We start from the raw sequence: 20,300 nt of genomic DNA, 5'->3' as shown, positions 1-20,300 counted from the left end.
AAACCTACAATGACTGTCCGCGCCACCTGTAAGAACTCTCTGAATTTCATTGCCGAATCTGGCCTGTTGCGCCACGCCGTTCGAGCGGCGCTGTTTTCGACTGCATTGGGCGTTGGTGTGATGCCTGCAATAAGCATGGCGGCGGCTCCCGCTGGCAGTGAAGTCAGCCACCGCTACAACGTGGCTGCGGGCCCTCTCGGTGAGGCGCTGAATCAGTTTGCCCGTCAGGCTGGCATCACGTTGTCGATGACCCCGCAGCAAACTCAGGGCCGGCAATCGCTGGGCGTACAGGGTGAATATTCGACCGATCAGGCGTTGAGCCATTTGCTCGGTGGCTCCGGTATGGAAGCGGTTAGTCAGGACGGCAGCAGTTACATCCTGCGCCCATTGGCTGAGACCGAAGCACTGGCCCTGCCTACCACCGACATCAAAGGCTTCGCCCTCGGCAACGCTTTGGGCAGCATGGATGGCTACAACGCCACTCACAGCCAGATCGCCACCAAGACCAGTACCGCGTTGCTGGAAACCTCGCAAAGCGTATCGGTGGTCACTCGCGAGCAAATGGATGACCAAGGCTCGCAGACTGTCTCGCAGGCAATGCGTTACATCCCGGGCGTGCTGACCAATCCGTATGGCGCGACTCATCGCTATGACTATGTAGCGATGCGCGGTTTCAACGATGGCTCGGTGGACAACATCTATCTCGATGGCCTCAAGTCGATGGGCGACAGCGGTACTTACAGCACCATGCAGGTCGACCCGTATTTCCTTGAGCGCGTGGACATTCTCAAGGGACCGTCGTCGGTGCTGTATGGCCGCAGTTCGCCCGGCGGCCTGGTGGCGCTGACCAGCAAGAAACCGCTTTATGAGGCTTACCATCAGGTGCAAGCCACGGTCGGGACGCAGGGTCAGCGTGGAGTCGGTTTTGATTTCAGCGGCCCGGTCGATGACGACAAGCGTATCGCCTATCGTCTGACCGGGTTAACGGATCAGTCCGACACGCAATTCGACCACAACAAGGAAAAACGCTTCGCCCTCGCACCCACGCTGAGTATCGATTTCAGTGAAGACACTTCGCTGACCCTGCAGGCTTATCTGCAACACGATCCGGATGGCGGTTACCACGGTGGTGTGCCCGCCGACGGCACGATTCATCAGCGCAATGGCAACCGCATCTCGCCGCACTTCTTCGAAGGTGAGCCAGGCGTTGATGGTTACTCGCGCGATCAGCAGTCGTTCGGGTATCAATTCGAACATCGCTTCAACGATGTCTTCACCGCACGCCAGAACTTCCGTTACCTCGATTCCAAAGTGAACATGGATCAGGTCTACGCCTATGGCTGGACCTCGCCGAGCAGCAACGAGCTGAACCGCTATTACACCGGCGGGGACGAGCGTCTGCATGCGTTTATCGTCGATAACATGCTCCAGGCGGAATTTTTTACCGGTGCGACCAAACACACGGTGCTGATGGGCGCGGATTATCAGCGGCGTAAAACCGTGGTCGACTGGACCAGTGGCGGACTCACGCCGATCAATGCTTTCAATCCGGTGTATGGCAACTCGGCGATCGACATGTATGGCGAGACCAGTTACCTGCGCCGTCTGGAACAGACCGGGGTTTACCTGCAAGACTTGATCGAGATGGACAAGTGGCGTTTCTCGCTGGGTCTGCGCCAGGACTGGGTCGAGACTTCGGACGAAAACCGTATCGCTGAAGCCGGACGTCCGGTTGGCACAGAGATCAATGATCGCCGCACCAAGCTCACTGGCCGTGCCGGTGCGTTGTACCTGTTTGATAACGGCTTGGCGCCGTACATCAGTTACTCGGAGTCGTTCAACCCGAACTCCTATGCCGACAGCGCCGGTAATCCGCTGGCACCTACCGACGGCACACAGTGGGAAGTCGGTTTGAAGTATCAGCCGCCGGGCACTGATAACCTGTTCACCGCCTCGCTGTTTCGCATTGATCAGGAGAACCTGGCGACCAAACTGCCGCAGGAAAACTTCTATCGCGCGGTGGGTGCTGTGCGCTCCCAAGGTCTTGAGCTGGAAGCGCACATGCAGCTGACCGATAACCTCAAAGTCCTTGGCAGCTACACCTTCACCGATATCGAATACTCGAAGTCGATGGTCAGTACGTTGAGCACCCCGACCGACGTGATTGAGAACAAAGGCAACTCACCGACGCAAGCGCCACGTCATATGGCGTCGTTGTGGGCGGACTACAAGTTCGACAGCGCGGCACTCGATGGCCTGCGACTGGGCGGCGGCGTGCGTTATGTCGGCTACAGCTGGGCCGATGCGGAAAACACCCTGAAGGTGCCTTCCTACACGCTGTTCGATGCCTCGATTGGCTATGACTTGGGCAAGGTCGGCTTGAAGGGCGTCGATGTGCGTCTGAATGCGAACAACCTGACCAACGAGTCCTACGTCGCTTCCTGCGCGAGCCTGAACTTCTGCTACATGGGTGAAGAGCGCAACGTGGCGGCGACGGTCAGCTACCAGTTCTAAGCCTTTGGTCCTGTGCATAAAAAAGCCAGCCCCTGAATGTTCAGGGGCTGGCTTTGTCGTTTCTGGGGGGAAATTCCAATGCGTGCGTTTTTGGTGTTGTTGCATCGATATATCGGTTTGGCTACCGCAGTGTTTTTGCTGTTGGCCGGGATTACTGGAAGCATTCTGGCGTTCAACCATGAGTTGGATGAATGGTTGAACCCGGAGTTTTATGCTGCCTCTGCGCAGGGCTCTAGACTGCCGCCGGGTGAATTGGTTGATGCGGTGCAATCTGCGCATCCGAAGCTGCAGGTCTGGTACATGGAGTATCCGCATGAGGCGGGGCATACCGCTTTACTGGCGGCAGTTCCACGTAATGATCCGGCGACGGGTAAGCCATTCGACGAACGTAATCAGGTGTTTTATCTGGACCCGGTGAGCGCTGAGCAGACGGGTCAGCGTTATTGGGGGGAGTGCTGTTTTGAACGGAAGAATTTTGTCCCGTTCATCCTTGAGTTTCACTACAACCTGACATTGCCGGGGAACTGGGGATTGTGGCTGATGGGGTTGGTGGCCGTTGCCTGGGTGATCGATTGTTTTGTGGCGCTATGGCTGACATTACCGAGAGGAAAGCCATTCTGGAAGAAGTGGTCGACGGCCTGGAAGGTCAAGGGTGGGCATGCCTACCGGCTGAACTTCGATCTGCATCGTGCGGGGGGATTGTGGTTGTGGCTGTTGTTGTTGCCGATCGCCATCAGCAGCGTAGCGATGAACTTACCGAGCCAGGTGTTCAAGCCTGCGGTGTCGCTGTTTTCGCCGATTGAGCCGAGCGTCTATGAGGCTCGAGGGCGAATGCCTGTTGGTGATCTTGGGGTGACGCAGTTGAGTTATCAGCAAGCGTACGAAAGGGCACTACAGGAGGGGAAAAGGTTAGGACTGACTGCTGCGATCGGGGAGTTGTATTACAGCTTTGAGTACAACTTCTACGGCGCTGGATTTGGGCAGCACGACACTGAAGCCCATGGTAAATCCTGGTTGTTCTTTCACGGTACGGACGGGCGCTTGTTAGGGCAGGAGATTGCAGGGCGGGGAACGTTGGGAGAGCAGTTTTATCGGTTGCAGCTCCCGATACATGGTGGACGGATCATTGGTGTGACCGGGCAGGTAATGATCGCGGTGTTAGGTGTTTTAATTGCAGGACTGTCAGCGACTGGCGTCTACATCTGGTGGCGAAAATGGCAGGCTCGACGTATCAGCAAGGCACGCAAAGCAGTTTGATGATTGGTTTTTGCAGGCGCTGAAATGACAAAACCCCTGTCTGCGTTAGCAGACAGGGGTTTCGGAATTCAATCTTGACGATGACCTACTCTCACATGGGGAAACCCCACACTACCATCGGCGATGCATCGTTTCACTGCTGAGTTCGGGATGGGATCAGGTGGTTCCAACGCTCTATGGTCGTCAAGAAATTCTGTATCTGGCCCGTCAACACGGTAACAAGCCAGCAAAAACGGATGTTTCTACTAAAACAAAACCCCAACTGCTTTCGCAATTGGGGTTTTGGAATTTAATCTTGACGATGACCTACTCTCACATGGGGAAACCCCACACTACCATCGGCGATGCATCGTTTCACTGCTGAGTTCGGGATGGGATCAGGTGGTTCCAACGCTCTATGGTCGTCAAGAAATTCGGGTACTGAGTCGTGGCCTTGTGGCCTCGCTTCAGCAAATTGGGTATGTGACAGCTTTCGGTGTTTTGTGAACATCGAACTTTCGGCTCGTTTCGTCTTCACACACCGCAATCTGGTCTCTCTCGAGTTCGCAAATTGCTTGGGTGTTATATGGTCAAGCCTCACGGGCAATTAGTATTGGTTAGCTCAACGCCTCACAGCGCTTACACACCCAACCTATCAACGTCGTAGTCTTCGACGGCCCTTCAGGGAACTCAAGGTTCCAGTGAGATCTCATCTTGAGGCAAGTTTCCCGCTTAGATGCTTTCAGCGGTTATCTTTCCCGAACATAGCTACCCGGCAATGCCACTGGCGTGACAACCGGAACACCAGAGGTTCGTCCACTCCGGTCCTCTCGTACTAGGAGCAGCCCCTCTCAAATCTCAAACGTCCACGGCAGATAGGGACCGAACTGTCTCACGACGTTCTAAACCCAGCTCGCGTACCACTTTAAATGGCGAACAGCCATACCCTTGGGACCGGCTTCAGCCCCAGGATGTGATGAGCCGACATCGAGGTGCCAAACACCGCCGTCGATATGAACTCTTGGGCGGTATCAGCCTGTTATCCCCGGAGTACCTTTTATCCGTTGAGCGATGGCCCTTCCATACAGAACCACCGGATCACTAAGACCTACTTTCGTACCTGCTCGACGTGTCTGTCTCGCAGTCAAGCGCGCTTTTGCCTTTATACTCTACGACCGATTTCCGACCGGTCTGAGCGCACCTTCGTACTCCTCCGTTACTCTTTAGGAGGAGACCGCCCCAGTCAAACTACCCACCATACACTGTCCTCGATCCGGATAACGGACCTGAGTTAGAACCTCAAAGTTGCCAGGGTGGTATTTCAAGGATGGCTCCACGCGAACTGGCGTCCACGCTTCAAAGCCTCCCACCTATCCTACACAAGCAAATTCAAAGTCCAGTGCAAAGCTATAGTAAAGGTTCACGGGGTCTTTCCGTCTAGCCGCGGATACACTGCATCTTCACAGCGATTTCAATTTCACTGAGTCTCGGGTGGAGACAGCGCCGCCATCGTTACGCCATTCGTGCAGGTCGGAACTTACCCGACAAGGAATTTCGCTACCTTAGGACCGTTATAGTTACGGCCGCCGTTTACCGGGGCTTCGATCAAGAGCTTCGCGTTAGCTAACCCCATCAATTAACCTTCCGGCACCGGGCAGGCGTCACACCCTATACGTCCACTTTCGTGTTTGCAGAGTGCTGTGTTTTTAATAAACAGTCGCAGCGGCCTGGTATCTTCGACCGGCATGAGCTTACGGAGCAAGTCCTTCACCCTCACCGGCGCACCTTCTCCCGAAGTTACGGTGCCATTTTGCCTAGTTCCTTCACCCGAGTTCTCTCAAGCGCCTTGGTATTCTCTACCCAACCACCTGTGTCGGTTTGGGGTACGGTTCCTGGTTACCTGAAGCTTAGAAGCTTTTCTTGGAAGCATGGCATCAACCACTTCGTGTTCTAAAAGAACACTCGTCATCAGCTCTCGGCCTTAAGATCCCGGATTTACCTAAGATCTCAGCCTACCACCTTAAACTTGGACAACCAACGCCAAGCTGGCCTAGCCTTCTCCGTCCCTCCATCGCAATAACCAGAAGTACAGGAATATTAACCTGTTTTCCATCGACTACGCTTTTCAGCCTCGCCTTAGGGACCGACTAACCCTGCGTCGATTAACGTTGCGCAGGAAACCTTGGTCTTTCGGCGTGGGTGTTTTTCACACCCATTGTCGTTACTCATGTCAGCATTCGCACTTCTGATACCTCCAGCAAGCTTCTCAACTCACCTTCACAGGCTTACAGAACGCTCCTCTACCGCATCATCCGAAGATGATACCCGTAGCTTCGGTGTATGGTTTGAGCCCCGTTACATCTTCCGCGCAGGCCGACTCGACTAGTGAGCTATTACGCTTTCTTTAAAGGGTGGCTGCTTCTAAGCCAACCTCCTAGCTGTCTAAGCCTTCCCACATCGTTTCCCACTTAACCATAACTTTGGGACCTTAGCTGACGGTCTGGGTTGTTTCCCTTTTCACGACGGACGTTAGCACCCGCCGTGTGTCTCCCATGCTCGGCACTTGTAGGTATTCGGAGTTTGCATCGGTTTGGTAAGTCGGGATGACCCCCTAGCCGAAACAGTGCTCTACCCCCTACAGTGATACATGAGGCGCTACCTAAATAGCTTTCGAGGAGAACCAGCTATCTCCGAGCTTGATTAGCCTTTCACTCCGATCCACAGGTCATCCGCTAACTTTTCAACGGTAGTCGGTTCGGTCCTCCAGTTAGTGTTACCCAACCTTCAACCTGCCCATGGATAGATCGCCCGGTTTCGGGTCTATTCCCAGCGACTAGACGCCCTATTAAGACTCGCTTTCGCTACGCCTCCCCTATTCGGTTAAGCTCGCCACTGAAAATAAGTCGCTGACCCATTATACAAAAGGTACGCAGTCACCCAACAAAGTGGGCTCCCACTGCTTGTACGCATACGGTTTCAGGATCTATTTCACTCCCCTCTCCGGGGTTCTTTTCGCCTTTCCCTCACGGTACTAGTTCACTATCGGTCAGTCAGTAGTATTTAGCCTTGGAGGATGGTCCCCCCATATTCAGACAAAGTTTCTCGTGCTCCGTCCTACTCGATTTCATGACTAAGAGATTTTCGCGTACAGGGCTATCACCCACTATGGCCGCACTTTCCAGAGCGTTCCGCTAATCTCAAAGCCACTTAAGGGCTAGTCCCCGTTCGCTCGCCACTACTAAGGGAATCTCGGTTGATTTCTTTTCCTCAGGGTACTTAGATGTTTCAGTTCCCCTGGTTCGCCTCTTGCACCTATGTATTCAGTACAAGATAACCATCTTATGATGGCTGGGTTCCCCCATTCAGACATCTCCGGATCAAAGTCTGTTTGCCGACTCCCCGAAGCTTTTCGCAGGCTACCACGTCTTTCATCGCCTCTGACTGCCAAGGCATCCACCGTATGCGCTTCTTCACTTGACCATATAACCCCAAGCAATCTGGTTATACTGTGAAGACGACATTCGCCGAAAATTCGAATTTCTCAACTAAGAGAACTCACAAATTTTACCTTAGCCTGATCCGTTACCAGTGAAAGTAACGTTCAGTCTATCTTTCTATCACATACCCAAATTTTTAAAGAACGATCTAATCAAAAGACTAGAAATCAATATTCTCAATGGAATACTCATTTCTAAGCTTTCAGAAGCAGTTATATGGTGGAGCCAAACGGGATCGAACCGTTGACCTCCTGCGTGCAAGGCAGGCGCTCTCCCAGCTGAGCTATGGCCCCATAACAAAATTGGTGGGTCTGGGCAGATTCGAACTGCCGACCTCACCCTTATCAGGGGTGCGCTCTAACCAACTGAGCTACAGACCCAATTTCGAGCGCGTAACTGTTAGCTTGGAGCTATCAGCTTGGAGCTTAAAGCTGCTTCTATCGTCTTCTTCAATGAATCAAGCAATTCGTGTGGGAACTTATGGAGCAGCTGATGTCGTCGATTAAGGAGGTGATCCAGCCGCAGGTTCCCCTACGGCTACCTTGTTACGACTTCACCCCAGTCATGAATCACACCGTGGTAACCGTCCTCCCGAAGGTTAGACTAGCTACTTCTGGTGCAACCCACTCCCATGGTGTGACGGGCGGTGTGTACAAGGCCCGGGAACGTATTCACCGTGACATTCTGATTCACGATTACTAGCGATTCCGACTTCACGCAGTCGAGTTGCAGACTGCGATCCGGACTACGATCGGTTTTATGGGATTAGCTCCACCTCGCGGCTTGGCAACCCTTTGTACCGACCATTGTAGCACGTGTGTAGCCCAGGCCGTAAGGGCCATGATGACTTGACGTCATCCCCACCTTCCTCCGGTTTGTCACCGGCAGTCTCCTTAGAGTGCCCACCATAACGTGCTGGTAACTAAGGACAAGGGTTGCGCTCGTTACGGGACTTAACCCAACATCTCACGACACGAGCTGACGACAGCCATGCAGCACCTGTCTCAATGCTCCCGAAGGCACCAATCCATCTCTGGAAAGTTCATTGGATGTCAAGGCCTGGTAAGGTTCTTCGCGTTGCTTCGAATTAAACCACATGCTCCACCGCTTGTGCGGGCCCCCGTCAATTCATTTGAGTTTTAACCTTGCGGCCGTACTCCCCAGGCGGTCAACTTAATGCGTTAGCTGCGCCACTAAGAGCTCAAGGCTCCCAACGGCTAGTTGACATCGTTTACGGCGTGGACTACCAGGGTATCTAATCCTGTTTGCTCCCCACGCTTTCGCACCTCAGTGTCAGTATCAGTCCAGGTGGTCGCCTTCGCCACTGGTGTTCCTTCCTATATCTACGCATTTCACCGCTACACAGGAAATTCCACCACCCTCTACCATACTCTAGCTCGACAGTTTTGAATGCAGTTCCCAGGTTGAGCCCGGGGATTTCACATCCAACTTAACGAACCACCTACGCGCGCTTTACGCCCAGTAATTCCGATTAACGCTTGCACCCTCTGTATTACCGCGGCTGCTGGCACAGAGTTAGCCGGTGCTTATTCTGTCGGTAACGTCAAAATTGCAGAGTATTAATCTACAACCCTTCCTCCCAACTTAAAGTGCTTTACAATCCGAAGACCTTCTTCACACACGCGGCATGGCTGGATCAGGCTTTCGCCCATTGTCCAATATTCCCCACTGCTGCCTCCCGTAGGAGTCTGGACCGTGTCTCAGTTCCAGTGTGACTGATCATCCTCTCAGACCAGTTACGGATCGTCGCCTTGGTGAGCCATTACCTCACCAACTAGCTAATCCGACCTAGGCTCATCTGATAGCGCAAGGCCCGAAGGTCCCCTGCTTTCTCCCGTAGGACGTATGCGGTATTAGCGTTCCTTTCGAAACGTTGTCCCCCACTACCAGGCAGATTCCTAGGCATTACTCACCCGTCCGCCGCTGAATCCAGGAGCAAGCTCCTCTCATCCGCTCGACTTGCATGTGTTAGGCCTGCCGCCAGCGTTCAATCTGAGCCATGATCAAACTCTTCAGTTCAAACATCTTTGGGTTTTTAAGAAACCCTAAACTTGGCTCAGCAATCGTTGGTTACATCTTTGATTTCTCGCGGAGTAACTTGTGATGCTGATAATCTTGTTGACTATCAGTCTGACTCCACAAGCACCCACACGAATTGCTTGATTCAGTTGTTAAAGAGCGGTTGGTTAAGATCTTTCGTCTCAACCGAGGCGCGCATTCTACAGCAGCCTCATTTGCTGTCAAGTGATTATTTTCAGAAGTTTTCGAAGATTTCTTCAACAACTTCAACCACTTGCGCCTCCGATCTCTCGTCAGCGGGAGGCGAATTCTACAGCGTTACACGCTGCTGTCAACACCTCTTTTTCAACTTCCTTTTGGCTTCGATGAACTGAAGCAACCTGCTGCCGAAACCTGCATAACTCATTGAATCTCAAGGAGTTTTCCGTTTCGACTGCGCCGGAAGTGGGGCGAATTATAGACACCTGAAATCTGCCGTCAACCGTTAATTTCGCTTTTCCTTCAATCACTTGCAGATTGGTTAAAAATCGACCAGAAACCTCGACGTATAGCGAGAAAGCACGATCCCTTCTATATAGAAGGGATCGTCAGAGCACCCCAGCCGCCTTCAATTCAGCCACCGCACCCGCCCCCAGGCCCAGCACACTCTGTAGAACCTCCAGCGTATGCTCACCCAATAAAGGAGGCGCTCGGCGATATTCAACCGGTGTCTGCGAAAGACGAATCGGGCTAGCTACTTGGGGCACCATTCCCGCCAACGCATGCGGCAACGCTATCGCCAGACCACGCGCCTTCACCTGCGGATCGTCAAACACCTGCGACAGATCATTGATCGGCCCACAAGGCACGCCCGCCTGCTCCAACTCGGCAACCCACTCGGCAGTCGTCTTGAATACCGTCGCCTGGCGAATCAGCGGAATCAACACCGCCCGATTCGCTACTCGCAGCTTATTAGTAGCAAACCGCGGATCGTCAGCCCACTGCGGCTGCCCGGCCACTTCGGCAAACTTGCGGAATTGCCCGTCATTACCCACGGTGAGAATGAAATCGCCGTCGGCCGTAGGAAAGTCCTGATAAGGCACGATGTTCGGATGCGCATTGCCCAGACGCTTCGGCGGGTTGCCCGTCGTCAGGTAATTCATCGCTTGGTTAGCCAGACACGCAACCTGCACATCCAGCAACGCCATATCGATGTGCTGACCACCACCGTCGTGATCGCGATGAGCCAGCGCCGCCAGAATCGCCACCGTCGAATACAGACCGGTGAGGATATCCGTCAACGCCACACCCACCTTCACCGGGCCGGCACCTTCATCACCCTCGGGACGACCGGTCAGGCTCATCAACCCTCCCAGCCCCTGAATCATGAAGTCATAGCCAGCACGCTTGGCATAAGGCCCGGTCTGGCCGAACCCGGTAATCGAGCAATAGATCAGGTTCGGATTGATCGCCTTCAGCGACTCATAGTCCAGCCCATAAGCCGCCAGACCACCGACCTTGAAGTTCTCGATGAGGATGTCCGACTTGGCCGCCAACTCGCGCACCAGCTTCTGACCCTCAGGGCGGGTGAAGTCGATGGTCACCGATTGCTTGTTGCGGTTGGCCGACAGGTAATAAGCCGCTTCCGAGGTGTTCTCACCATAAGCGTCTTTAAGGAAGGGCGGTCCCCAGGCACGAGTGTCGTCACCATTGCCCGGACGCTCGACCTTGATCACCTCAGCGCCAAGGTCGGCGAGGATCTGCCCGGCCCACGGCCCGGCCAACACGCGCGATAAATCCAGTACCCGCAGATGCGACAGCGCGCCCATGGTCGCTCTCCTATTAATAGAACGCTTGCAGGCCGGTTTGCGCACGCCCCAGGATCAGCGCGTGAACGTCGTGAGTCCCTTCATAGGTATTCACCACTTCCAGGTTGACCAGATGACGGGCCACACCGAACTCATCGGAGATACCGTTGCCGCCGAGCATGTCGCGCGCCATACGGGCGATGTCCAGCGACTTGCCGCAGGAGTTGCGCTTCATGATCGAAGTGATTTCGACCGCAGCGGTACCTTCGTCCTTCATGCGACCCAGACGCAGGCAGCCTTGCAGGGCCAGTGTGATTTCAGTCTGCATGTCCGCCAGCTTCTTCTGGATCAACTGAGTGGCGGCCAACGGGCGACCGAACTGCTGGCGATCCAGTGTGTATTGGCGGGCGGTGTGCCAGCAGAATTCGGCAGCGCCCAGTGCGCCCCAAGAGATGCCGTAGCGTGCAGAGTTGAGGCAGGTGAATGGACCTTTCAGACCACGCACGTCCGGGAAAATGTTCTCTTCCGGCACGAACACGTTATCCATGACGATCTCACCGGTGATCGACGCACGCAGGCCGACCTTGCCGTGAATCGCTGGAGCGCTGAGGCCTTTCCAGCCCTTCTCCAGTACGAAACCACGGATGTCGCCAGCATCGTCTTTGGCCCAGACCACGAACACATCGGCGATCGGGCTGTTGGTGATCCACATCTTCGCGCCGGTCAGGCTGTAGCCGCCGTCGACTTTACGTGCACGGGTAATCATCGCGCCCGGATCGGAACCGTGGTTTGGCTCGGTCAGGCCGAAGCAGCCGATCCACTCGCCGGAAGCCAGTTTCGGCAGGTATTTCTGTTTCTGTGCTTCGGTACCGAACTCGTTGATCGGCACCATGACCAAGGAGGACTGCACGCTCATCATCGAGCGGTAGCCGGAGTCGACACGCTCCACTTCGCGAGCAATCAGACCGTAGCTGACATAGTTCAGACCGCTGCCACCATATTGCTCAGGGATGGTCGCGCCCAACAGGCCGACTTCGCCCATCTCGCGGAAGATCGCCGGATCGGTTTTCTCATGACGGAAAGCTTCGAGAACACGCGGTGCGAGGCTCTGTTGAGCGAACTGCTCGGCGGTGTCGCGGATCATGCGCTCTTCTTCGGTGAGCTGTTGATCCAGCAGCAGGGGATCGATCCAGTTGAAGCTAGCTTTACCGCCCATGAGTGTGTCCTCGCAAATCGGGTGAATTAACGTGGTATTGATCCTAGGCGCGGTTCGCGGTCGCGGCAAACGAGGATTTCGCATTCTGTTGTGCTAATTTCTCACTCCGAAACGTCGTGAAATGCCTTTTATGCGGCGCATTAGTGAGGTTGATGTACATGCGCAGGAAGATCCCCAGCACCACAGCGCTGATCAGTTTCGAGGCCGCCGCGCGTCACGAGAGCTTTACCCGCGCCGCTGAAGAACTTTCCCTCACCCAGGGCGCCATTTGCCGACAGATCGCCAGCCTAGAGGAGTTCCTCAGCGTGGAACTGTTCCGACGCTCGCGACGTGGCGTGAAACTGACCGAGGCGGGACTTTCCTACAGCCGCCGCGTCGCCACGCAACTCGATGCGGTCGAGCGCGACACCCTCTCGGTAATGGGCCAGCAAGGCACCAACGTGATCGAACTGGCTGTGGTGCCAACCTTCGGCACGCAATGGCTGCTGCCACGGCTCAAGGATTTCCAGCTCAAACACCCGGAGGTCACCGTCAACCTGACCAATCGCACTCGCCCCTTCCTGTTTGCCGATACTGAGTTCGATGCCGCGATCTACTTCGGCGATGCCGACTGGTCCGGTACCGAATCCCACAGACTGATGGGCGAGAATCCGATGCCGGTGTGCAGCCCGGTCCTCCTCGGTGACAAGACACATCTGACAGCCGAGGCAATCGCCGAGCTACCTTTGTTGCAGCAGACCACCCGCCCTTATGCCTGGCGCCAATGGTTCAACTCACAACACCTGAATATCCCCCGCGACATGACAGGTCCACGCTACGAGCTATTCTCCATGCTCGCCCAGGCCGCCATGCACGACATGGGCATTGCGCTGATTCCACCGTTCCTGATCCAGCGTGAACTGGCCGAAAAACGCTTGGTGATTGCCAACCCGCAGGCACTCTCCAGCATCAAGGCCTATTACCTGATGATTCCCGAACGAAAGGTCGAATCAGCGTCATTGAAGGCATTTCGTGACTGGTTGGTAACTCAGGCGCAGAGCTACAGCTTAGAAGGATAAAGGCTATCGGCGATATCTAACCCCGTAGTCAGGAAATAAAAAGCCCTACAGATATAAGTATTTGTCGCAATTGCACAGACTGTATCCGAAAGTCGTACAGACGTCCCACAAGCGCCTGACGACGTGGCTTTGAGCCTCCATCGGCGACGCATTGATGCCTATTCACGTCACCGATGAGAAATTTTTCCATAATCGGCCAGAATCCTTGCAAGGCAAGGCCTGCAAGGGATTCAGCTGGCCATCTGCGACATTCGGTCACGGCATGACTTGTAGTTAATTTTCCGTCACCCGTCATAATCCCTTGAAGGGCATAAAGTTCGCCTGCAAAATGCCGCGCCCCGCCCTGATTTGGCGGGATCGTGCTGATCGGCCGCCCCAGTCGCACCATCCGTAGTGCATGGGTTTACTCAATAAGATCACGCAGGAGATTTGACGTGCACATTGGTGTTCCTCTCGAAACCCAGACCGGTGAAACACGGGTTGCTGCAACCCCGGAAACCATTAAAAAGCTGATCAGCCAAGGTCATAAGGTCACTGTGCAAACCGGCGCCGGCGTAAAAGCCAGTGTGGTCGACAGTGCCTATGAAGCGGCAGGCGCAACCATTGGCAGTGCCAATGACGCGTTTGGCGCCGAGCTGATTCTCAAAGTGGTCGCCCCGAGCGATGTCGAACTGACGCTGATCAAGCGCGGTACGGTGCTGGTGGGCATGCTCAACCCGTTCAACAACGAAACCATCGCGAAGATGGCCGAGTGCGGGATTACCGCATTCGCCCTTGAAGCGGCGCCGCGCACCTCGCGCGCGCAGAGTCTCGATGTGTTGTCGTCGCAGGCGAACATTGCCGGCTATAAGGCTGTGTTGCTGGCTGCTCACCACTACCCACGTTTTATGCCGATGCTGATGACCGCTGCGGGTACCGTGAAAGCGGCGCGTGTGCTGATTCTCGGCGCCGGTGTTGCCGGGTTGCAGGCGATCGCCACGGCGAAACGTCTGGGTGCGGTGATCGAAGCGTCCGACGTGCGTCCGGCGGTAAAAGAGCAGATCGAATCCCTCGGTGCGAAGTTCGTCGACGTGCCTTACGAGACCGATGAAGAGCGTGAATGCGCCGTCGGTGTCGGCGGTTACGCGCGGCCAATGCCGGCAAGCTGGATGCAGCGTCAGGCTCAGGCCGTACACGAACGCGCCAAGCAGGCCGACATCGTCATCACCACCGCGCTGATTCCGGGCCGCAAGGCACCGACGCTGTTGAGCGCGGACACCGTGGCGCAGATGAAACCGGGTTCGGTGGTCATCGACCTCGCAGCGGCTCAGGGCGGCAACTGCCCACTGACCGTGGCAGACCAAGTCGTCGTCGAGAATGGCGTGACCATCTGTGGCCCAACCAATCTGGCCGGTGAAGTCGCCGCAGACGCCTCGGCACTGTACGCACGCAACCTGCTGGACTTCCTCAAGCTGGTCTTCACCAAAGAAGGCCAGTTCGACGTCAACCTCGAAGACGACATCGTCGCCGCGTGCCTGATGTGCCGCGACGGCCAAGTCATCCGCAAAAACGCCTAAGCAGGGATTCAGACGATGGAAGAGCTTATCTCCCCCGGTATCTACAACCTGATCATCTTCGTGCTGGCGATTTATGTCGGCTACCACGTGGTCTGGAACGTTACACCTGCGCTGCACACGCCGTTGATGGCGGTAACCAACGCCATCTCGGCGATCGTGATCGTCGGCGCCATGCTCGCGGCCGCACTGACCGTTACCCCGCTGGGCAAAACCATGGGCACCCTCGCCGTGGCACTGGCGGCGGTCAACGTGTTCGGTGGCTTCCTGGTCACCCGCCGCATGCTTGAGATGTTCAAGAAGAAAGCCCCGAAAGTAAAAGAAGAGGCGCCGAAGTAATGAGCATGAATCTCGTCACGACGCTCTACCTGATCGCGTCGATCTGCTTTATCCAGGCCCTCAAAGGCCTGTCGCACCCGACCACCTCGCGGCGCGGCAACCTGTTCGGCATGCTCGGCATGGCGTTGGCGATCATCACCACCGTCGGCCTCATCTATAAGCTCGGTGCCGAGCTCGCGACTGCCGGTATCGGTTATGTCATCGTTGGCTTGTTGGTCGGCGGCACCGCCGGTTCGATCATGGCCAAACGCGTTGAAATGACCAAGATGCCGGAACTGGTCGCCTTCATGCACAGCATGATCGGCCTCGCGGCCGTGTTCATCGCCATCGCTGCGGTGGTTGAGCCGCAGTCATTGGGCATTGTTAAACAGCTGGGCGACTCGATCCCGACAGGCAACCGTCTGGAGCTGTTCCTCGGTGCGGCCATCGGTGCGATCACCTTCTCCGGTTCGGTGATTGCGTTCGGCAAGCTGTCGGGCAAGTACAAGTTCCGTCTGTTCCAGGGCGCACCGGTACAGTTCACCGGTCAGCACAAATTGAATGCAGTGCTGGGTCTGGCCACGCTGGCACTCGGCCTGACTTTCATGTTCACCGGCAACCTCACCGCGTTCGCACTGATGCTGGCGTTGGCGTTCGTGATGGGCGTGCTGATCATCATCCCGATTGGCGGTGCCGACATGCCGGTAGTGGTGTCGATGCTCAACAGCTATTCCGGCTGGGCGGCGGCAGGTATCGGATTCTCGCTGAACAACTCGATGCTGATCATTGCCGGTTCCCTGGTGGGTTCGAGCGGCGCGATCCTCTCGTACATCATGTGCAAGGCGATGAACCGTTCCTTCTTTAATGTACTGCTCGGCGGTTTCGGCAACACGGCCGACGCAGGTCCTGCCGGTGCGAAAGAAGCGCGTCCGGTGAAATCCGGTTCGGCTGACGACGCAACCTTCCTGCTAACCAACGCCGATACCGTGATCATCGTGCCGGGTTACGGCTTGGCGGTAGCCCGTGCACAGCACGCGCTGAAGGAACTGACCGAGAAGCTGACCCACCGTGGCGTGACCGTGAAGTACGCGATTCACCCGGTTGCCGGCCGTATGCCGGGGCACATGAACGTGCTGCTCGCCGAGGCCGAAGTGCCTTACGACCAGGTGTTCGAGATGGAAGACATCAACTCCGAGTTCGGCCAGGCCGACGTGGTGCTGGTGCTCGGCGCGAACGACGTGGTCAACCCGGCCGCGAAGAACGATCCGAAGTCGCCGATTGCCGGCATGCCGATTCTCGAAGCGTTCAAGGCCAAGACCATCATCGTCAACAAACGCTCGATGGCCAGCGGCTATGCCGGTCTGGACAACGAACTGTTCTACCTGGACAAGACCATGATGGTCTTCGGCGACGCGAAGAAAGTCATCGAAGACATGGTCAAAGCGGTCGAGTAACACCCCCACTGCGATACCGAACGCCCCGACTCGTCGGGGCGTTTTTGCTTGCGCAACACGTCTGACAATTTGCCGCGTTGTTGCAGATCCAGTAACGGTGTTTTACTTGAAACCCGCTAAATAGACGCCTCGTTTGCGACCTTGGTAGCGGGACAGGCGCCCGTCAAATTCACTAGACTGCGCATCCTGCTACTCGTTGCCCGAGATAATAATCCATGTACCGTGACCGTATTCGCCTGCCTTCGTTGTTGGACAAAGTGATGAGCGCTGCCGACGCCGCCGCTCTGATTGAGGACGGCATGACCGTCGGCATGAGCGGTTTCACCCGCGCCGGCGAAGCCAAAGCCGTTCCCCACGCATTGGCCGAGCGCGCCAAGGTCACGCCGCTGAAGATCAGCCTGATGACTGGCGCCAGCCTGGGCAATGACCTCGACAAGCAATTGACCGAAGCCGGCGTACTGTCGCGACGCATGCCATTCCAGGTCGACAGCACCTTGCGCAAAGCGATCAACGCCGGGCAGGTGATGTTCATCGACCAGCATCTGTCGGAAACCGTAGAGCAGCTGCGCAACCAGCAACTGAAACTGCCGGACATCGCGGTCATCGAAGCCGTGGCCATCACCGAGCAAGGTCACATTGTGCCGACCACGTCGGTGGGCAACTCGGCAAGCTTCGCGATTTTCGCCAAACAGGTGATCGTCGAGATCAACCTGGCGCACAACGCCAACCTCGAAGGCCTGCACGACATCTATATCCCGACCTACCGCCCGACGCGCACGCCGATCCCGCTGGTAAAAGTCGACGACCGCATCGGCAGCACGGCGATTCCGATTCCGCCGGAGAAGATTGTCGCCATCGTCATCACCCAGCAGGCGGATTCGCCGTCCACCGTGTCGTCGCCGGATGTCGACACCAATGCCATCGCCGATCACCTGATCACCTTCTTCAAGCAGGAAGTCGACGCCGGGCGCATGACCAACAAGCTCGGCCCGTTGCAGGCGGGGATCGGCAACATCGCCAACGCGGTGATGTGTGGCCTGATCGATTCGCCGTTCGAAGATTTGACCATGTACTCCGAAGTGCTGCAGGACTCGACCTTCGACCTGATCGACGCCGGCAAGCTGAGTTTTGCGTCGGGCAGCTCGATCACGTTGTCGGAGCGCCGCAACAGCGACGTGTTCGGCAATCTGGAGAAGTACAAGGACAAACTGGTACTGCGTCCGCAGGAGATCTCCAACCACCCGGAAGTCGTGCGGCGCCTGGGCATCATCGGCATCAACACGGCGCTGGAGTTCGACATCTATGGCAACGTCAACTCCACCCACGTTTGCGGCACGCGAATGATGAACGGCATTGGCGGTTCCGGTGACTTCGCGCGTAACGCGCATCTGGCGGTGTTCGTGACCAAGTCGATCGCCAAGGGCGGCGCGATTTCCAGCGTGGTGCCGATGGTCAGCCACGTTGACCACACCGAGCATGACGTCGACATTCTGGTGACCGAGGTGGGGTTGGCGGACCTTCGCGGCCTGGCGCCACGGGAGCGTGCGCGAGTGATCATCGATAACTGTGTTCACCCGGACTTCCGTCAGGCACTGAATGATTACTTCACGAAGGCCTGTGCAATTGGTGGTCACACCCCGCACATCCTGCGTGAAGCCTTGAGCTGGCACATGAATCTGGAAGAAACCGGACGCATGCTGGCGGTGTAGTTCACACAGATAAACCGCTGATGCAAACACAGTTTGCGTCAGCGGATTGTTCCAACCCTCAAGACTGACAAAAACTGTACTTCTGTACCGGTCTTTTCCTACAGCATTTACCTACCCTTTTCCTTGAATCGAGCAAAAACGCACCACTTGAGTGCGGACAGGTACAGTTTGCTCAAATTTGACCCGTACACCCCCTATAAACAGTTAACTGGTCACTCACAATACAGTTGAACTGTATCTAGAGAGACTAGGCAAACGAGAGGATCATGGGCACCAGTCAAACCACTACCTGATCCCGCCACAAGCGGAAGGATGTCAACCATGGAACGTACACTCAGTTCCGAACTGTTCTTCGAAGACAAAGCTGTAAACACCCAGGCTTCCCTGCCTCTGCGCGTTATCGCCAACCTGATGTTGTGGCAGCGCCGCATCTCCAGCCGCCATCAACTGGCTCGTCTGGATTCGCGTCTGCTGGCTGATGCCGGTATCAGCGAAGCACAACGCTACGAAGAGCTGAGCAAGCCGTTCTGGCGCTAAGTAGCGTCGCTGGCTCTGGTCGTTAGACCCACCGCCAGCAACCCGAATTGAACAAACAAAACCCGTCGCGGGAAACCGCGACGGGTTTTGTCGTTTCAGGTTCTCGAAAGTCTCAATACAGCTGTCTACTGCTCATACAGATACAGTTTTAATTTTTCTAAATCTTAACCAGTACAATTTAGCGCTAGTGTATCTGCATCTTTGTCTGTCACACGCTCAACATGACCTTCCGCCTTCACCGGTAAAAGGAATACGCCATGAAAGACTTACAGGATGTTTCAGAAACTTCGAGCCTGCTGGTTGCTCGCCCCAATGCTCTACGGCGCTTGTTTCGCAGCCTGTGGGAGTTCTTGGAGCGCGCCAGGACGCGGCGCTTGCTGTCCCAGCTCGACGGTCGGGATCTCGCCGATCTTGGCCTCAGCCACGCCGATCGCCTCCATGAGCTGGATAAACCCTTCTGGCGCTAGCACTCTGCCCACTGTGCGAATCCCGCAAAGCAGGCCTAATATCCACGCAGAACGTGGCGAATGCTGTGTCACTGGCGTCTGACTCCTCAGATACCGAGCCACCTCTCAATACGGTTTATCCACAGGAGTTACACCATGTCCCGTCTTCGTCTGCTCAGTGCCGCCGCCCTGCTGGCCGTGGCTGCCAACGCCAGCGCCACCAGCTTCATCGTGACCACCGACGCCGTTGTCGGCGCTCTGAAATCCTCTTCCGACGCCACCTCCGACGTCACGTCGTCGTTCCGTGATGACAAAATTGTCCTTGCCGCCCGTGACGACGCTGCCAGCTTCGTGGCCAGCGAAGGCGAAATCCGTGGCGTGAAACTGGAAAGCGCACTGGATCACATCCGTCATCAGGCGCCACAGCTGCAAGCTACTGACGCACAACTGGCGCAGGCCATCCTGACGATCTAAGCGCCAGGTACCAATCGGGACACGCCGGTCGTGTCCCGATGTTTCGGCGCTGGCTCTGGCCCGGGCATTGCGCTAGCCTTTGGGCTCACTAAAAATTACCGAGTCCGATGCGCTTTCTTCCAAATCTACTGATTCCCTCCGTATTGTTCACCGCCTGCTGGACGGCGCCGGTTAATGCCTTTGATGCTTTCAACGCATCGACCCAAGGCACCGTCGTCAGCGGTTACGCCACCAGCATGGTGTCTTCCGCACCTTTCGACCGTAAACTACTGCTCGCGGCCCACGATGATGCCGCCGCGTTTGTTGCCAGTGACGGTGAATGGCGAGGTGCTCGTCTGGAATCCGCGCTGCATTACTTGCGCAAAACCCGGCCGAAACTTCATGTCAGTGACCTTGAACTGGCAGAGGCAATTCTCGTCCAATAGTTATCCTGTTCCCCAGTTATCCTTGCCCCTCCGGAG

Annotated in this window: 13 protein-coding genes, 2 tRNA genes and 4 rRNA genes; 11 read left to right on the top strand and 8 right to left on the bottom strand. The window is 55.9% G+C overall.

All coding sequences use genetic code 11. The features are described 5' to 3' along the window. Positions 1-9: 9 nt before the first annotated feature. Together PspR84_RS00710 and PspR84_RS00705 are read left to right on the top strand one after the other, a co-directional pair. The gene (locus PspR84_RS00710; RefSeq protein ID WP_160054588.1) at positions 10-2,514 is read left to right on the top strand and encodes a TonB-dependent siderophore receptor; all 2,505 of its coding nucleotides are present in this window, start codon (positions 10-12) and stop codon (positions 2,512-2,514) included. A 78-nt stretch (positions 2,515-2,592) separates the two neighbouring features. Further along, positions 2,593-3,771 carry a PepSY domain-containing protein gene (locus PspR84_RS00705; protein WP_160054586.1) on the top strand — a complete coding sequence of 393 codons (1,179 nt, stop codon included), beginning with the start codon at positions 2,593-2,595 and terminating at the stop codon, positions 3,769-3,771. 72 nt (positions 3,772-3,843) lie between these two features. On the opposite strand, the gene rrf (PspR84_RS00700) is transcribed toward PspR84_RS00705, so the two are convergent. The 8 genes from rrf (PspR84_RS00700) to PspR84_RS00665 all read right to left on the bottom strand — a co-directional run bounded on the left by rrf (PspR84_RS00700) (position 3,844) and on the right by PspR84_RS00665 (position 12,290). After that, positions 3,844-3,959, bottom strand: a 5S ribosomal RNA gene (rrf, locus tag PspR84_RS00700). 105 nt (positions 3,960-4,064) lie between these two features. Further along, positions 4,065-4,180 (bottom strand): 5S ribosomal RNA (rrf, locus tag PspR84_RS00695). Between the two features lie 156 nt (positions 4,181-4,336). Then, positions 4,337-7,230 (bottom strand): 23S ribosomal RNA (locus tag PspR84_RS00690). A gap of 234 nt (positions 7,231-7,464) precedes the next feature. Beyond that, a tRNA-Ala gene (locus PspR84_RS00685) sits at positions 7,465-7,540 on the bottom strand. Between the two features lie 10 nt (positions 7,541-7,550). Beyond that, a tRNA-Ile gene (locus PspR84_RS00680) sits at positions 7,551-7,627 on the bottom strand. A 123-nt stretch (positions 7,628-7,750) separates the two neighbouring features. Next, positions 7,751-9,287 (bottom strand): 16S ribosomal RNA (locus tag PspR84_RS00675). Together the 16S, 23S and 5S rRNA genes with 2 tRNA genes alongside form the textbook arrangement of a ribosomal RNA operon. 587 nt (positions 9,288-9,874) lie before the next feature. Beyond that, positions 9,875-11,095: a CaiB/BaiF CoA-transferase family protein gene (locus PspR84_RS00670; protein WP_160054584.1), complete on the bottom strand. Its 1,221-nt coding sequence runs from the start codon at positions 11,093-11,095 to the stop codon at positions 9,875-9,877. Between the two features lie 13 nt (positions 11,096-11,108). Continuing rightward, the gene (locus PspR84_RS00665; RefSeq protein WP_007953903.1) at positions 11,109-12,290 is read right to left on the bottom strand and encodes an acyl-CoA dehydrogenase; all 1,182 of its coding nucleotides are present in this window, start codon (positions 12,288-12,290) and stop codon (positions 11,109-11,111) included. Between the two features lie 158 nt (positions 12,291-12,448). Between PspR84_RS00665 and PspR84_RS00660 the strand changes: the two genes are divergently transcribed. From PspR84_RS00660 to PspR84_RS00620, 9 genes are all read left to right on the top strand, one after another. Continuing rightward, entirely contained in the window at positions 12,449-13,348 is a 900-nt protein-coding gene (locus PspR84_RS00660; protein ID WP_160054582.1) for a LysR family transcriptional regulator, read from the top strand. A gap of 434 nt (positions 13,349-13,782) precedes the next feature. Beyond that, entirely contained in the window at positions 13,783-14,904 is a 1,122-nt protein-coding gene (locus PspR84_RS00655) for a Re/Si-specific NAD(P)(+) transhydrogenase subunit alpha (protein WP_160054579.1), read from the top strand. A gap of 15 nt (positions 14,905-14,919) precedes the next feature. After that, complete coding sequence (locus PspR84_RS00650) at positions 14,920-15,240, top strand: NAD(P) transhydrogenase subunit alpha (protein ID WP_003187417.1); 321 nt, start codon at positions 14,920-14,922, stop codon at positions 15,238-15,240. Beyond that, positions 15,240-16,673 (top strand): NAD(P)(+) transhydrogenase (Re/Si-specific) subunit beta, encoded by a 1,434-nt coding sequence (locus PspR84_RS00645; RefSeq protein ID WP_160054577.1) that lies wholly within the window; start codon positions 15,240-15,242, stop codon positions 16,671-16,673. Before PspR84_RS00650 ends, PspR84_RS00645 begins: the two co-directional genes overlap by 1 nt. A gap of 215 nt (positions 16,674-16,888) precedes the next feature. Then, on the top strand, positions 16,889-18,382 hold the full coding sequence (locus PspR84_RS00640; RefSeq protein ID WP_123593397.1) for an acetyl-CoA hydrolase/transferase family protein: 1,494 nt from the start codon (positions 16,889-16,891) through the stop codon (positions 18,380-18,382). 321 nt (positions 18,383-18,703) lie between these two features. Then, positions 18,704-18,919, top strand: a complete 216-nt coding sequence (locus PspR84_RS00635) for a DUF1127 domain-containing protein (protein ID WP_007911656.1) — start codon at positions 18,704-18,706, stop codon at positions 18,917-18,919. Between the two features lie 257 nt (positions 18,920-19,176). After that, positions 19,177-19,386: a DUF1127 domain-containing protein gene (locus PspR84_RS00630; protein WP_160054575.1), complete on the top strand. Its 210-nt coding sequence runs from the start codon at positions 19,177-19,179 to the stop codon at positions 19,384-19,386. A gap of 135 nt (positions 19,387-19,521) precedes the next feature. Beyond that, entirely contained in the window at positions 19,522-19,839 is a 318-nt protein-coding gene (locus tag PspR84_RS00625; protein WP_007911658.1) for a DUF2388 domain-containing protein, read from the top strand. 107 nt (positions 19,840-19,946) lie between these two features. Beyond that, entirely contained in the window at positions 19,947-20,264 is a 318-nt protein-coding gene (locus PspR84_RS00620) for a DUF2388 domain-containing protein (RefSeq protein ID WP_077575231.1), read from the top strand. Positions 20,265-20,300 lie beyond the last annotated feature (36 nt).

The sequence above is a fragment of the Pseudomonas sp. R84 genome (assembly GCF_009834515.1).
Taxonomy (GTDB): Bacteria; Pseudomonadota; Gammaproteobacteria; order Pseudomonadales; family Pseudomonadaceae; genus Aquipseudomonas.
The sequence above is the reverse complement of the archived record's forward strand: the minus strand, read 5'-3'. Positions and strand labels throughout refer to the sequence as shown.